This window comes from Methylobacterium sp. SyP6R, from assembly GCF_019216885.1.
In the GTDB taxonomy this organism is placed as follows: domain Bacteria; phylum Pseudomonadota; class Alphaproteobacteria; order Rhizobiales; family Beijerinckiaceae; genus Methylobacterium.
Genome location: NZ_JAAQRC020000001.1, coordinates 454999 through 470089 on the forward strand (window position 1 = coordinate 454999; position 15091 = coordinate 470089).

Genomic DNA, 15091 nt, shown 5'->3' on the forward strand with positions numbered 1-15091 from the left:
CTGGTTCTTACGGCTCGTCGCCGCCCTCCTCGGAAAGCTGCCGGGGCGTCCGTCCTCCGATCGCTGCGCCTGCATCCTGCTCGGCGACGGGCGTGGCGTCTCGTGGTCTGGGAACAGCGAGGCGGCCGGCCCGACGCTCAGCGGTCCGACTCCGCCACCTGCGCGGTGATCCACTCCCGGAAGCGGGCGACCTTCGGGGCGTCGTCCTCGGTCGGGGTGACGAGGAAGAAGCTGTAGGGGCTCGCCACCTCGTCGGGGAAGGGCCGGACCAGTCCGGTACCGGTGACGAGATCACCGCCCAGCACCCGTGTGGCGAGGCCGACCCCGCCACCGGCGGTGGCGACCTGCAGGATCATGAAGGTGTGGGTGAAGCGGGGCCCGCGCGAGGCATCGATGCCGGTGACGCCCGCCGCGGCGAGCCACTGCGACCAGTCCACCGCCTCGACGTCGATCGGGTCGTCGTCGTGAAGCAGCGTGTGGCGGGCGAGATCCCCGGGTGAGCGCAGCGGCGGCTCGCCGTCGCGCAGGGCCGGGCTGCAGACCGGGAAGACGACGTCGTGCATCAGGAGGTCGGAGCGCAGGCCCGGATAGCGCCCGCGCCCGTGCCGGATCGCCACGTCCGCGTCGTCGCGGGAAAAGTCCACCAGCCGGTTGTTGGCGACGACCCGCACGTCGAGGTCGGGATTTTGCGTCCGGAAGCTGCTCATGCGCGGGATCAGCCACAGGCTGGCGAAGGAATGGGTGGTGCTCACCGTCAGCACGTGGTCCTGGCCTTGACGCCGCAGCCGGGCGGTCGCCTCGGCGAGCCCGTCCAGCAGCTCGCCGGCGGCGACCGCGAAGCGCTGGCCCGCCGGAGTGAGGACGACGCCGCGGCTCGGCAGGCGGCGAAAGAGGGCGAGGCCGAACCAGCCCTCCAGGATCTTCACCTGTTGCGCCACCGCGCCGGCACTCACCCCGAGCTCGTCCCCGGCCTCGTGGAAGGTGGCGTGGCGCGAGGCGGCCTCGAAGGCCCGCACGGCATTGAGCGGCGGCAGGCGGCGGCGGGGAGTCCGGTCGAGGGCCACGATGCGATCCTCCAAGTGACCCAGATTTCCTGGGGCGACGGACGAGTCGATCTGGTTTGATCGGCGGGCTCCGAAAAGGCAATCTCCCTCCATCAGCAACACCCCGTCCGACTTGGAGAGAGCCATGACGACCCTCGTCGCTGGCCGAGGAAACCTGCGCCTCGTTCCCACCATCCGTGTCGGTGCGCCGCGCCGGCGCTCCGCCGTCTCGCTGCTCCAGCGGCTCGAATTGTGGGCCGACCGCTGGCACGAGCGCCGCGCGCTGCTCGCCTGCCCCGACGAACTGCTGAAGGATGTCGGCCTGTCGCGGGCCGATGCGGCGCGCGAGGCGGGGAAGCCGTTCTGGATCGAGTGAGGTCGCCGTGTGAGGCGCGGGCATTCCCCTCTCCCCGACAGATCCCGGGCTTGCCCGGGATCTGCAAGCGACGGACGAAGTCGGGCAAGCCCGACTTCGTTGCGGGGAGAGGCCTGAGCTCCGGAGGGGCTCAGGGAGCCCGGCAGCGAACCGCAGGTTCGCCGCGAGGGTGAGGGGGTGTTTCCGGAGGCGTCTCCTACGCTTTCCGATTGATCGCTTCGCGATGCGGAAAGCGGCTTCGCTCAGGCGCCGCGCGGCCCGCACAACGCCTCAGCCGAACCCCCTCACGCCCCCTTACGCCACCAACCCCGGATCGATCGCCCGCGGGTGCGCCAGCCAGTGCGGCACCGGCAGGTCGCGGGCGCGCAGGAAATCGGGATCGAACAGCTTCGAGGCGTAGCGGGTGCCGTAATCGCACAGGATCGTCACGATGGTGTGGCCCGGGCCGAGATGGCGGGCGAGCCGGATCGCGCCTGCCACGTTGATCCCCGACGAGCCGCCGAGGCACAGGCCCTCCTCCTCCAGCAGGCCGAAGACCAGCGGCAGTGCTTCCGCGTCGGGGATGCCGAAGGAGATGTCGGGCCGAAAACCCTCGAGGTTGCCGGTGATGCGGCCCTGGCCGATGCCCTCGGTGATCGAGGTGCCCGAGGCCTTGAGCTCGCCGGTGGCGTAGTACGGGTGCAGCGCCGAGCCGTCGGGATCGGCGAGCCCGATCGTCACCCCGGGATGGCGGGCGCGCAACGCCGCCGCGGTGCCGGCAAGCGTGCCGCCGGTGCCGGCCGCGCAGATGAAGCCGTCGACCTTGCCGTCCGTCGCCTCCCAGATCTCGGGCCCCGTCGTGGCGATGTGCGCCTCGCGGTTGGCGAGGTTGTCGAACTGGTCGGCGAAGAAGGCGCCGCCGGGCTCGGTCGCGGCGAGGCGCTCGGCGAGGCGGCCTGCCACCTTCACGTAGTTGTTGGGGTTGGCGAACGGCACCGCCGGCACCTCGACGAGGTCGGCCCCGGCGAGACGCAACGCCTGCTTCTTCTCCGCCGACTGGGTCTCCGGGATCACGATCACCGTGCGATAGCCGCGCGCCGCGCCGACGAGCGCGAGGCCGATGCCGGTATTGCCCGCCGTGCCCTCGACGATGGTGCCGCCCGGCCGCAAGCTGCCGGCGCGTTCGGCCGCCTCGACCATGGACAGGGCGGCGCGGTCCTTGACCGACTGGCCCGGATTCAGGAACTCGGCCTTGCCCAGGATGGTGCAGCCGGTCTCCTCCGAGGCGCGCTTGAGGCGGATCAGCGGCGTGCCGCCAATCGCGGCGAGGATGTCGGAGCGGATCATCGCGAAGGTCATCCGGGGCTGGCGGGCCTTGCGCCCGCGGGGGTGGCGGTGATGCCGTGAATGCGAGTGGGCGGCAAGGAGCGCCTGCCTGGAATACCTCCAAGCCGTGTCGTCCGAGCCGCGTTGACGGGGCTGGCCGCAAATGTCAGCCTTCCTGACTTAATCGGCGTGGTCCCGAGAGGCCGGTGAAACCGGCCCGCACCGCGCGAGGAGGAGAGGAACACGCGATGGGTTCGCCCGCGACCACCCCGTCCCTTCGGCCGGTCAGCCTCGACGACAAGTACGATCTCTCCCGCGATCAGGTCTTCGTCACCGGCACGCAAGCCGTCATCCGGATGCTGCTGATGCAGCAGGCCCGCGACCGGGCGGCGGGGCTCAACACCGCGGGTTTCGTGTCGGGCTATCGCGGCTCGCCGATCGGCGGGCTCGACCAGAACCTGGTGCGGGCCAAGACAGTGCTCGATCGGGCCAACATCGTGTTCCAGCCCGGCCTCAACGAGGAACTGGCCGCCACCGCCATCTGGGGGGCGCAGCAGGCCGAGATGCGGGGCGAAGGCCGCTACGACGGCGTGTTCGGCCTCTGGTACGGCAAGGGCCCGGGCGTCGACCGCTCCGGCGACGTGTTCCGCCATGCCAACATGGCCGGCACCGCGCGCCACGGCGGCGTGCTGGCGCTGATGGGCGACGACCACACGGCGGAATCCTCCACCGTCGCGCACCAGTCGGAGTTCCACTTCGTCGACGTGATGAGCCCGATCCTGAACCCGGCCGGCGTGCAGGAGATCCTGGATTACGGCCTCTACGGCTACGCGATGAGCCGCTATTGCGGCACCTGGGTCGCCTTCAAGTGCGTGAAGGAGAACATCGAATCGACCGCGAGCGTGGATGCGCGCCTCGACCGGGTGAAGATTCACCTGCCCGACGACTTCCTGATGCCGCCGGGCGGGCTCAACATCCGCACGCCGGACGGCATCCTGGAGCAGGAGGCCCGCCTCCAGGACTTCAAGCGCGACGCGATGCTGGCCTTCGTGCGGGCCAACAACCTCAACCGGATCGTGCTCTCAGGGGGCCGCCAGCCGAAGATCGGCATCATCACGGTCGGGAAGTCGTATCTCGACGTGCGCCAGGCGATGGACGACCTCGGCCTCGACGAGGTCAAGGCCAACGACATGGGGGTGCGGCTCTACAAGGTCGCCTGCCCGTGGCCGCTGTCGCGGCGCGAACTGGCGGAGTTCGCCGACGGCCTCGACCTCGTGATGGTGGTCGAGGAGAAGCGATCCTTGATCGAGGTGCAGCTGCGCGAGGAGCTCTACGGGTCGCGCCACCAGCCGGTCTGCATCGGCAAGCGCGACGAGGACGGAAATTCGCTCTTCCCCGTCAAGGGCGCCCTCGATCCCAACGACATCGCGGTGGCGCTCGGTGAGCGGCTGCTGCGCTACCACCGCAACGACGACCTCGCGGCCCGCGTCGCCCGCCTCAAGGGCGCGCAGGAGCGGCTGGCGGCGACCGCCGACATCGCGGCGCGCATCCCGCATTTCTGCGCCGGCTGCCCGCACAATTCCTCGACCAAGGTGCCCGAGGGCATGCGGGCCTATGCCGGCATCGGCTGCCACTACATGGCGCAGTGGATGGACCGCAGCACCGACGGCTTCACCCAGATGGGCGGCGAGGGCGCGAACTGGATCGGCGAGAACGCCTTCTCCAAGCGCGGCCACGTCTTCCAGAATCTCGGCGACGGCACCTACAACCATTCGGGCTCGCTGGCCCTGCGATGGGCCGTCGATACCGGCACCACCATCACCTACAAGATCCTGTTCAACGACGCGGTGGCGATGACCGGCGGCCAGCCGCACGAGGGCGGGCTCACCGTCGACCGCATCGCCGCGCAGGTGCGGGCGGAGGGCGTCGAGCGCATCGCGCTCGTCACCGACGAGCCGGACAAATACCCCTCGACGGTGAGCTGGCCGCACGGGCTGACGATCCACCACCGCGACGAGCTGGACGCGGTCCAGCGGGAACTGGCCGGGGTGCCGGGCGTCTCGGTGATGATCTACGACCAGACCTGCGCCTCCGAGAAACGCCGCCGGCGCAAGCGCAACGCCTATCCCGATCCCGACAAGCGGGTGATCATCAACGAACTCGTCTGCGAAGGCTGCGGCGATTGCTCGGTGCAGTCGAACTGCGTCGCGGTGCAGCCGGTCGAGACCGAGTTCGGCCGCAAGCGCCGCATCGACCAGTCCGGCTGCAACAAGGACTTTTCCTGCGTGAAGGGCTTCTGCCCGTCCTTCGTGACGGTGCATGGGGCGAAGCCCCGCAGCCGGCCGCCCGGTGTCCCGGTGACGACCGACGCGGCGCCGGATGCGGGTCTCCCCGAGCCCGCGATTCCGGAGATCGCCGGCACCTACAACCTGATCGTCACCGGCGTCGGCGGCACCGGCGTGGTGACGATCGGGGCGATCCTCGGCATGGCGGCGCATCTCGAGGGCAAGGGCCTCGGCATGATCGACATGGCCGGCCTCGCCCAGAAGGGCGGGGCGGTGTTCAGCCACGTGCGGCTGGCGAACCGCCAGGAGGACATCCACGCCATCCGGGTCGGGGCGGGCGCGGCCGATCTCGTGCTCGGCTGCGACCTCGTGGTCAGCGGCAACCGCAAGGTGCTGTCGGCGATTGCGAAGGGCCGCACCCACCTCGTCGTCAACACCGCCGAGGTGATGCCGGGCGAGTTCACCCGCCGGCCCGATTTCTCCCTGCCGGCCGAGCGGATCAAGCGGGCGATCCGCGAGGCCGCAGGCGCCGACGCCGCCGATTTCACCGATGCGACGAGCCTCGCGGTCTCGATGCTCGGCAATGCGCTCGCCGCCAACATGTTCATGTTGGGCTACGCCTGGCAGCGCGGGCGGGTGCCGCTGTCGCGGGACGCACTCCTGAAGGCGATCGAGCTCAACCGCGAGGCGGTGGCGATGAACCTCGCCGCCTTCGCCTGGGGGCGGCGCGCGGCGGCTCGACCCGAGACGATGCGGGCGGTCGAGGCCCCCGCCCCGGAGCAGGCGCCGGATCTCGACGGCGTCATCGCCAGGCGCGTCGCCTTCCTCACCGCCTACCAGGATTCGGCTTATGCCGACCGTTACGGAAAGGCCGTGGCGGCCGTGCGGGCTCGCGAAGCCGCGATCGTGCCGGGCCAGTCGGCGCTCGCCGAGGCCGCCGCGCGCTCGCTGTTCCGGCTCATGGCCTACAAGGACGAATACGAGGTCGCGCGGCTCTACACCGACGGCAGCTTCCAGGCGCAAGTTCAGCGCACCTTCGAGGGCGAGACCCTTCGCTACGAGTTCCACCTCGCCCCGCCGCTGCTGGCCCGCCGCGACCCCGCCACCGGCCGGCCGCGCAAGATGACCTTCGGGCCGTGGATGATGAAGGCGTTCGGGGTGCTGGCCCGGATGAAGGCCTTGCGCGGCACCGCCTTCGATCCGTTCGGCTACACGCAGGAGCGGCGCGAGGAGCGGCGGCTGGTGCAGGATTTCGAGGTGCGGATGGCCGAGATCGCCCGCGACCTGACGCCGGCCAACCACGCCACGGCAGTGGGCCTCGCCGGCCTGCCCCAGCGCATCCGCGGCTACGGGCCGGTGAAGGCGAAGAACCTCGCGGCGGTACGGGAGGAGGAGGCGGCGCTGCTGGCACGGTTCCGCAACAAGGACGCCCCGCTCGCGACGGCGGCGGAGTAGGCGCCTTCCTCCTCTCCCCGCGGGCGGGGAGAGGCCCGAGCTCCGAAGGGGCTCGGGGAGCCCGGAGGGCGAGGGTGAGGGGGTGTTTCCGGAGGAGCCTCACTCGTCGAGACCCCCTCACCCTCGCTCCGGCTTTCGCCTCCGCTTGCCGTGTCTCTTGGACAGAGACACGGCCCTCTCCCCGCCCGCGGGGAGAGGGGAAGCCCGCGCCTCTTCTTTTCCCCGGACAGCTTCGCGCCGGGCGGGAAACGCGGGACTCGCGCCCGCCCTGGCTCGGTATTTGCCCCTCTCCTCCGCGTCTGCCACTCCCGGCGCATCCCACCCCACCCGGAGCCCCCGGCATGAAGGACTTTCCCGCCGCCTATCAGGTCAGCGAGGGCTCGGCCCTGTCGGTCGACCGGCCGTTCTACGAGCGGATCGCCGCCGAGACCGGCGGGCGCACCCTGGTCGACGGCTTCACCATCCCGATCCGCTTCGGCCGGGCCTGGAGCGTGCCGGCGGGCCATGTCTTTCGCATCGTCGCGCCGGAGGGGCCGCAGGTCGGCGACCTCAACATCTGGAACCGGCACGATCCGCGCGAGCGGCTCTGGGCGGCGCGGACCCGCCAGCTCCAGGGCGCCCATGTCACGACCTTCGACCGGCTGTGGTCGACCCTGCCGTTCCTGCGCCCGCTCGTCACCATCACGGCCGACAGCTTGAGCCATTACGGCACCGACGAGTATGGCGGCCGGATCCACGATCTCTTGGGAACCCGCTGCGACCCCTATATCAACAAGCTGCTGACCGGCCAGGACTTCCACTTCCACTGCCACTCGAACCTGGTCCGCGCGGTGATGCCGTTCGGCCTGACCGAATTCGACGTGCACGACGTACTCAACGTGTTCCAGGTCACCGGCCTCAACTACGACGACCTGTACTTCATGCGCGACTGCCCGGCGAAAGCCGGCGACTATCTGGAGTTCTTCGCCGAGATCGATTTGCTCTGCGCGCTCTCGACCTGCCCGGGCGGCGATCTCTCGGTGCCGCTCTGGGGGCCCGACGCCCGCGACCCGATCGACGTCTGCCGGCCGCTCGCCGTCGAGGTCTACCGGCTGGACCCGGAACTGACCGAGGGGTGGCAGAGCCCGGCCGTGGCGTCGTATCGCGGCCAGCACGGGCTGCACGCGGAAAAGGGCTGGTGGGACAAGGCCTGAGCATCATTCGCCGAAGTGGTCGCCGGTTCGGCGACAAAGATGATGCAAGAAGGCAAAGCCAAGCAGAGGTGCCCCGTGCAACTTTGCTTAGTGCACCGGGAGCGCCAGGCAGACCGCCACCAGGATCACCGCATAGGCCACCACCCTGAACATCCGGTCGGAGGCGCGGGCAAAGCCGTGCGATCCGATCCAGAGGCCGAACCCGTAGGGCAGGAGCAGCGGCACGGCTTCCGCGAAGCGGGGGCCGGTGAGCACCCCGGTCGCCGTGAACACCACCCCCGAGACCAGGGTCGAGAGGCCGAAATAGGCCATCAGGTTGTCGCGCACCTGGCGCGCCGAGGCGCGCTGGCTGGCGAGCCAGAAGACGGCGAGCGGCATGCCCCCGAGCGCGGCGAATCCGCTCGCCAGCCCCGAGGCGCCCCCCGTCGCGAGCGAGAGCGGCAGCGAGGGATCGCCCTTGTAGCGCCATCCCGAGACCAGGGCGGCGAGCGCCAGCAGGATGGCGCCGGCGGTGATCCAGCGGGTCAGGGTCGGATCGAGATGGGTGAGGAGCTGGACGCCGAGCGGCAGCAGGAGGGTGGAGCCGATGAGGAGCGGCACCACCTCGCGCCAGACCGCCCGCGGGGCGGAACGGGCGCCGAACCACAACGAGAACGGCGCATCGACCACCCAGATCAGCCCCACCGCCGCCGCCGGGCCGACGGCGGCCGCGGCGACCGGCACGAACACCATCGCGAAGCCGAAGCCGGTGAAGCCGCGCACCAGCCCGCCGACGAGGGCGGCGAGGAACAGGGCGGCGGCCCGGGCGTCGAGCGGCAGCAGGGTGGCGAGATCGAGCGACATGACGTCACCACGCGCGCCACGGCTACGATTCGTCAAGGGTCTCGCCGCATGAGTGGTCCGGGCGTGTTCACGGAACGTCCCGTGGTGGCGGCGCAGCCGTTTCCCGGCTAAGATCCGACGCTCTTCGCGCCGGGGCGGTTTTTCGGCATGATGCGGGCGCCGCCTGCACCGGTTGACAAGGAACTTCGAGCGGCGATGAGCGAACCGATCCGCATCCTCGGCATCGATCCGGGCCTGCGCCGCACCGGCTGGGGCCTGATCACCGTCACGGGCACCCGCCTCGCCTTCGTGGCGAGCGGCACCGTGACGTCGAACGGCGATGACGACCTCGCCACCCGCCTGCGCACCCTGCACGAGGGCCTGACCAAGGTGGTCGCGACGCTGTTGCCCGACGAGGCGGCGGTGGAGGAGACCTTCGTCAACAAGGACGCGCAGGCGACCCTGAAGCTCGGCCACGCCCGCGCCGTGGCGCTGCTGGTGCCGGCGCTTGCCGGCCTGCCGGTGGCCGAATACGCCGCCAACCTGGTGAAGAAGACCGTGGTCGGCGCCGGCCATGCCGAGAAGGACCAGGTCGGCGCCATGGTGCGCTTCCTCCTGCCGAAGGCCACCGCCGACACCGCGGATGCGGCGGACGCGCTCGCCATCGCCATCACCCATGCGAGCCACCGGGCGGCGCGGATGCGCACGGCCGCCCATGCCGCCGCGGCCGGGCCGGGGGCGGCGCGGATCGCCCGGGCGGTGGCGCGGGGGTGAGGGGAAGGCCGGCAAGAGCAGTGGACCAGAGGCGATCAAACGACTGAAACCCTCCGCGTCATACGCTTTCCGATGGATCGCTTCGCGATGCGGAAACCGGAATCCCGAACCGCGGATCGTTCGGGAAAAGGCGAATGGCGTTCCGCTCGATCCTCCACGCACCTGAGTTTCTGGATCCCGGGCTCCCGCCTGCGGCGAGCCCCGGGGTGACCCTGTGAGGCGGAGAGGTCGAGTCCGCGCTCGGATCGCTCGACCGACACGGCGCCGTCACCCGGCCGCCGTGCCGGAATGTCCGCTCGGCACCGCGCCCTCGGCTCTCTCCCCGCTTGTCTTAAAAAACGATCGTTCGTATGAATGGGGAAAATCTGGGAGGGCGCCGATGATCCCGAACGCCGCGCGAGCATTCAATTTCGGCCTGGGCGAGACTGCCGAGGCGATCCGCGACAGCGTGCGCGGGTTCGCGCAGGACAGGATCGCGCCACGGGCCGAGGAGATCGACCGCACCAACACCTTCCCGCGCGACCTGTGGCCTGAGATGGGGGCGCTCGGCCTCCACGGCATCACGGTCGAGGAGGAGTACGGAGGGCTCGGCCTCGGCTACCTCGCCCATTGCGTGGCGATGGAGGAGGTGTCGCGGGCCTCGGCCTCGGTCGGCCTGTCGTACGGCGCGCACTCGAACCTGTGCGTCAACCAGATCACCCGCAACGGCTCGGACGCGCAGAAGCGGAAATACCTGCCGAAGCTCATCTCCGGCGAGCATGTGGGCGCGCTCGCGATGTCGGAGCCAGGCGCCGGCTCGGACGTGGTGTCGATGAAGACCCGCGCCGAGAAGCGGGGCGACCGTTACGTCCTGACCGGCTCCAAGATGTGGATCACCAACGGCCCCATCGCCGAGACCCTGGTGGTCTACGCCAAGACCGATCCGGCGGCGGGACCCCGCGGCATCACCGCCTTCCTGGTCGAGAAAGGCATGAAGGGGTTTTCGACCGCCCAGAAGCTCGACAAGCTCGGCATGCGCGGTTCCGATACCTGCGAGCTGGTCTTCGAGGAGTGCGAGATTCCGGAAGAGAACGTGCTCGGAGAGGTCGGCCGCGGCGTCAACGTGCTGATGTCGGGGCTCGACTACGAGCGGGCGGTGCTGGCGGCGGGGCCGCTCGGCATCATGCAGGCCTGCCTCGACGTGGTCGTCCCTTACGTCCACGAGCGCAAGCAGTTCGGCCAGGCGATCGGCGAGTTCCAACTGGTCCAGGGCAAGCTCGCCGACATGTACGTCTCGACCAACGCCGCCAAGGCCTATGTCTACGCGGTGGCGCAGGCCTGCGACCGCGGCGAGACCACCCGCGAGGACGCGGCCGGCGCGATCCTCTACGCCGCCGAGCGGGCGACGCAATGCGCCCTCGACGCGATCCAGCTGCTCGGCGGCAACGGCTACATCAACGACTACCCGACCGGGCGCCTGCTCCGCGACGCCAAGCTCTACGAGATCGGCGCCGGCACCAGCGAGATCCGCCGGATGCTGATCGGCCGCGAGCTCTTCGCCAAGTCCGCCTGAAGGCCTGTTTGAGCTATTGTTCCAGTAATCGACCTCATCCTGAGGTGCCCGCGAAGCGGGCCTCGAAGGAGGCCTCCAGAGATCGCCGCGTCTTCTGGAGGCCTCCTTCGAGGCCCGCTTCGCGGGCACCTCAGGATGAGGAGAGAGGGTGGAGACGCCGAATGATGTTCAGCTCTCGTCAGATCAAGCCGCTCACACAGGCTCCGAGGTTCTGAAGCCGATGCCGGTCATCCCCACCAGCGCCGACCTCACCTCCGGGGCGGCGGAGCAGAACCGTGCCGCCTGGGCCGATCTGCGCGCCACCTTGAAGGCTCAACGCGCCAAGGCCGCCGCCGGCGGGCCGGCGCGGGCCCGCGAGCGCCACGTCGCCCGCGGCAAGCTCCTGCCCCGCGACCGGGTCCTGCGCCTGCTCGATCCGGGCTCGCCCTTCCTGGAGGTCGGGGGGCTCGCCGCCCACGGACTCTACGGCGAGGAGATCCACGCCGCCGGGATCATCACCGGCATCGGCCGGGTCGCCGGCCGCGAGGTGATGGTGGTCTGCAACGACGCCACCATCAAGGGCGGCACCTATTACCCGCTGACGGTGAAGAAGCACCTGCGGGCGCAGGAAATCGCGCTCCAGAACCGGCTGCCCTGCCTCTACCTCGTCGATTCCGGCGGCGCCAACCTGCCGCAACAGACCGAGGTGTTCCCCGACCGCGAGCATTTCGGCCGCATCTTCTACAACCAGGCGCAGATGTCGGCCGCCGGCATCCCGCAGATCGCCTGCGTGATGGGCTCCTGTACCGCCGGCGGCGCCTACGTGCCGGCGATGTCGGACGAGAGCGTGATCGTGCGCCGCCAGGGCACGATCTTCCTCGGCGGTCCGCCGCTCGTGAAGGCCGCGACCGGCGAGGTCGTGAGCGCCGAAGACCTCGGCGGCGCCGACGTGCACGCGCGGCTGTCGGGCGTCGCCGACCATTACGCCACCGACGATGCCCACGCGCTCGCCATCCTGCGCCGTATCGTCGGGGGCCTCAACACCGTCAAGCGGCCGGACCTCGACATCGCGGCCTCCGTCGATCCGGCCTACGCGGCGGGCGATCTCGACGCCCTGGTGCCCACGGACCTGCGCAAGCAGTACGATGCCCGCGAGTTGATCGCCCGCCTCGTCGACGGCTCGGAGTTCGACGAGTTCAAGCGGCTCTACGGCACCACGCTCGTCACCGGCTTTGCCCGGCTCCACGGCATGCCGGTCGGGATCCTCGCCAATAACGGCATCCTGTACTCGGAGAGCGCGCTGAAGGGCGCGCACTTCATCGAATTGTGCTGCCAGCGCCGGATCCCGCTGATCTTCCTCCAGAACATCTCCGGTTTCATGGTCGGGCGCGAGGTCGAGGCCGGGGGCATCGCCAAGAACGGCGCGAAGCTCGTCACGGCGGTCGCCACCGCGGCGGTGCCGAAGCTCACGGTGATCGTCGGCGGCTCCTACGGCGCCGGCAATTACGGCATGTGCGGCCGGGCCTATTCGCCGCGCTTCCTGTTCGCCTGGCCGAATTCGCGCATCTCGGTGATGGGCGCCGAGCAGGCGGCGAGCGTGCTCGCCACCGTGCGGCGCGACAACATCGAGGCCGGTGGCGGCGCCTGGAGCCCGGAGGAGGAGGAGGCGTTCAAGGCCCCGATCCGCGCCGGGTTCGAGGAGGAGGGCTCGCCCTACTACGCCACGGCGCGGCTGTGGGACGACGGCATCATCCTGCCGGAGGAAACGCGCCGGGTGCTCGGCCTGTCGCTCTCGGCCTGCCTCAACGCGCCGGTGCCGGAGACCCGGTTCGGCCTGTTCCGGATGTGAGGACGCCAGAGGACAGTCATGACCATACGCCGTCTCACTTCCGTCCTCGTCGCCAATCGCGGCGAGATCGCCTGCCGGGTGATCCGCACCGCCAAACGCCTCGGCATGCGCACCATCGCAGTCTACTCGGAGGCCGACCGCGACGCCCTCCACGTCGCGCTCGCCGACGAAGCCCGTTGCATCGGCCCGGCGCCCGCGCCCGACTCGTACCTGCGCATCGACCGCATCCTGGAGGCGGCACGGGCGAGCGGCGCCGCGTGCATCCATCCGGGCTACGGCTTCCTGTCGGAGCGGCCGGACTTCGCCGATGCTTGCGCGGAAGCCGGCATCGTCTTCGTCGGCCCGCCCGCTTCCGCCATCCGCGCCATGGGCCTCAAGGATGCGGCGAAGGCCCTCGTCGCCGAGGCCGGCGTGCCGGTGGTGCCGGGCTATCACGGCGCCCGCCAGGACCCGGATTTCCTCGCCGCGGAAGCGGCGGCCATCGGTTACCCCGTCCTCATCAAGGCGGTGGCCGGCGGCGGCGGCAAGGGCATGCGGCGGGTCGAGGGGCCGGCGGACTTCGCCGACGCGCTGGCATCCGCGCAGCGCGAGGCGAGAGGAGCCTTCGGCGATCCGCGGGTGCTGGTCGAGAAATACATCCTCTCGCCGCGCCACGTCGAGATCCAGGTGTTTTGCGATGGCCACGGCAACGCCGTCCACCTGTTCGAGCGCGATTGTTCGCTCCAGCGCCGGCACCAGAAGGTGATCGAGGAGGCGCCCGCCCCCGGCATGCCCGAGGAGGTCCGTGCGGCGATGGGCCGGGCCGCCGTCGAGGCGGCGAAGGCGGTCGGCTATGTCGGCGCCGGCACGGTCGAGTTCATCGCCGACGGCCGCGAGGGCCTGCGACCCGACGGCTTCTGGTTCATGGAGATGAACACCCGGCTCCAGGTCGAGCATCCGGTGACCGAGGCGATCACCGGCCACGACCTCGTCGCGTGGCAGTTCCGCGTGGCCTCCGGCGAGACTTTGCCGGTCGATCAGGCGGGTCTCGCGATCCACGGCCACGCCGTCGAGGCGCGGCTCTATGCCGAGGATCCGGATCACGGCTTCCTGCCCTCGACCGGCCCCTTGCGGGCGCTCCAGCTTCCGGAAGGGGAGGGGATCCGGGTCGATACCGGCGTGCGGGCGGGCGACCGGGTGACGCCGTTCTACGATCCCATGATCGCCAAGGTGATCGCCCACGGCGCCACCCGTACCGAGGCCCTGGACCGGCTGGCGGGGGCGCTCGGCCGCACCCTGGTGGCGGGGCCGAAGACCAACGTCGCCTTCCTCAAGGCGCTCGCCGAGGCGCCGGATTTTCGCGAGGGCCGCTTCGATACCGGCTTCATCGACCGCGACCTCGGTGTCCTGACGGCGCCGAGCCCGCATCGCGACGCCGCGATCCGGGCCGGGATCCGGGCGCTGGTGGCACGGGAGAGTTCTGCGCGCACCGGCTCGCCCTGGGACGCGGTGGACGGGTTCCAGCTCGGCGAGGCCCGGCGCCAGGTGTGGCCGTTCGTGCTCGAAGGCGAGCCGGCCGAAGCCGTGCTGCACTGGGGCCCCTCCGGGCCGAAAGTGGACTATGGCGAAGCCGGTCTCGAGCCCGACGCCGTCACGGTGGTCGACGCGCCGCCCGGCGTGCTGGTGCTGGCCGAGGGCCGCCAGATCGCGCTTCAGCCCCCCGATCCCTTCGCGGTCGATCTCGACCACATCGACCAGGGCGGCACCATCAAGGCGCCGATGCACGGCCGCCTCGTCGCCGTGCTGGTCGCCCCCGGCGACACGGTCGTGCGCGGCCAGCGCCTCGCGGTGGTCGAGGCGATGAAGATGGAGCACGCGCTCACCGCCCCCAGCGACGGCATCGTCGCCGAGGTCGCGGGGCAAGCCGGCCAGCAGGTCGCCGAGGGCGCCCGCCTGATCACCCTGACCACGGAGGACGCCGCGTGAGCACGATTCCGGCTTCGACCCACCCGCGCGGCGGGCTGTACTTCGAGGATTTCGAGGTCGGCGCCACGCTCCGCCATCGCCTCACCCGCACGGTGACGCAGATGGACAACATGCTTTTTTCCAACATGACGCTCAATCCGCAACCGCTCCACATCGACGCGCATTTCTGCGCCACCGAGACGGAGTGGGGCAAACCCCTGATGAACTCGCTGTTCACGCTGGGGCTGATGATCGGCATCTCGGTCAACGACACCACGGTCGGCACCACCATCGGCAATCTCGGCATGACCGAGACCCGCTTCCCCGCGCCGCTCTTCGAGGGCGACACGGTGAGCGTGACGACGGAGGTCGTCGCCAAGCGCGAATCGCGCTCGCGCCCGACCGCCGGCATCGTCGACCTCGTCCACCGCGCCTACAATCAGGACGGCACGCTGGTGGCGGAATGCCGCCGCCAGGCGATGATGCGCAAGCGACCGGTGGCGGAGGCTTGAGA

Annotated in this window: 11 protein-coding genes; 8 read left to right on the forward strand and 3 right to left on the reverse strand. The window is 70.4% G+C overall.

The window, feature by feature from the left end; all coding sequences use genetic code 11:
* Positions 1-137: 137 nt before the first annotated feature.
* Positions 138-1079 (reverse strand): transcriptional regulator GcvA, encoded by a 942-nt coding sequence (gene gcvA, locus HBB12_RS02130; protein ID WP_236987847.1) that lies wholly within the window; start codon positions 1077-1079, stop codon positions 138-140.
* Positions 1080-1188: 109 nt separating this feature from the next.
* On the opposite strand from gcvA, the gene HBB12_RS02135 reads away from it, so the two are divergent.
* Positions 1189-1419: a DUF1127 domain-containing protein gene (locus HBB12_RS02135; protein ID WP_236987848.1), complete on the forward strand. Its 231-nt coding sequence runs from the start codon at positions 1189-1191 to the stop codon at positions 1417-1419.
* 294 nt (positions 1420-1713) lie between these two features.
* Here HBB12_RS02135 and HBB12_RS02140 read toward each other — a convergent pair whose 3' ends face one another.
* A complete protein-coding gene (locus HBB12_RS02140) occupies positions 1714-2745 on the reverse strand; it encodes a cysteine synthase A (RefSeq protein ID WP_236987849.1) in 1032 nt (343 codons plus the stop codon).
* 227 nt (positions 2746-2972) lie between these two features.
* Between HBB12_RS02140 and HBB12_RS02145 the strand changes: the two genes are divergently transcribed.
* Positions 2973-6464 (forward strand): indolepyruvate ferredoxin oxidoreductase family protein, encoded by a 3492-nt coding sequence (locus HBB12_RS02145; RefSeq protein WP_236987850.1) that lies wholly within the window; start codon positions 2973-2975, stop codon positions 6462-6464.
* 341 nt (positions 6465-6805) lie between these two features.
* Positions 6806-7657 carry an urea carboxylase-associated family protein gene (locus HBB12_RS02150; protein WP_236987851.1) on the forward strand — a complete coding sequence of 284 codons (852 nt, stop codon included), beginning with the start codon at positions 6806-6808 and terminating at the stop codon, positions 7655-7657.
* 87 nt (positions 7658-7744) lie between these two features.
* Here HBB12_RS02150 and HBB12_RS02155 read toward each other — a convergent pair whose 3' ends face one another.
* The gene (locus HBB12_RS02155; protein WP_236987852.1) at positions 7745-8500 is read right to left on the reverse strand and encodes a TSUP family transporter; all 756 of its coding nucleotides are present in this window, start codon (positions 8498-8500) and stop codon (positions 7745-7747) included.
* A 195-nt stretch (positions 8501-8695) separates the two neighbouring features.
* Here HBB12_RS02155 and ruvC point away from each other — a divergent pair, with 195 nt between their 5' ends.
* The 5 genes from ruvC (at position 8696) to HBB12_RS02180 (ending at position 15089) form a co-directional block, all read left to right on the forward strand.
* Positions 8696-9253 carry a crossover junction endodeoxyribonuclease RuvC gene (gene ruvC / locus HBB12_RS02160; RefSeq protein ID WP_236987853.1) on the forward strand — a complete coding sequence of 186 codons (558 nt, stop codon included), beginning with the start codon at positions 8696-8698 and terminating at the stop codon, positions 9251-9253.
* A gap of 379 nt (positions 9254-9632) precedes the next feature.
* Positions 9633-10805, forward strand: coding sequence for an isovaleryl-CoA dehydrogenase (locus tag HBB12_RS02165; RefSeq protein ID WP_236987854.1), 1173 nt, complete (start codon positions 9633-9635; stop codon positions 10803-10805).
* A gap of 220 nt (positions 10806-11025) precedes the next feature.
* Positions 11026-12633 (forward strand): carboxyl transferase domain-containing protein, encoded by a 1608-nt coding sequence (locus HBB12_RS02170; protein ID WP_236987855.1) that lies wholly within the window; start codon positions 11026-11028, stop codon positions 12631-12633.
* An 18-nt stretch (positions 12634-12651) separates the two neighbouring features.
* Positions 12652-14598 (forward strand): acetyl/propionyl/methylcrotonyl-CoA carboxylase subunit alpha, encoded by a 1947-nt coding sequence (locus HBB12_RS02175; RefSeq protein ID WP_236987856.1) that lies wholly within the window; start codon positions 12652-12654, stop codon positions 14596-14598.
* Positions 14595-15089 (forward strand): MaoC family dehydratase, encoded by a 495-nt coding sequence (locus HBB12_RS02180; RefSeq protein ID WP_236987857.1) that lies wholly within the window; start codon positions 14595-14597, stop codon positions 15087-15089. The genes HBB12_RS02175 and HBB12_RS02180 overlap by 4 nt, the downstream gene beginning before the upstream one ends.
* Positions 15090-15091: the final 2 nt, after the last annotated feature.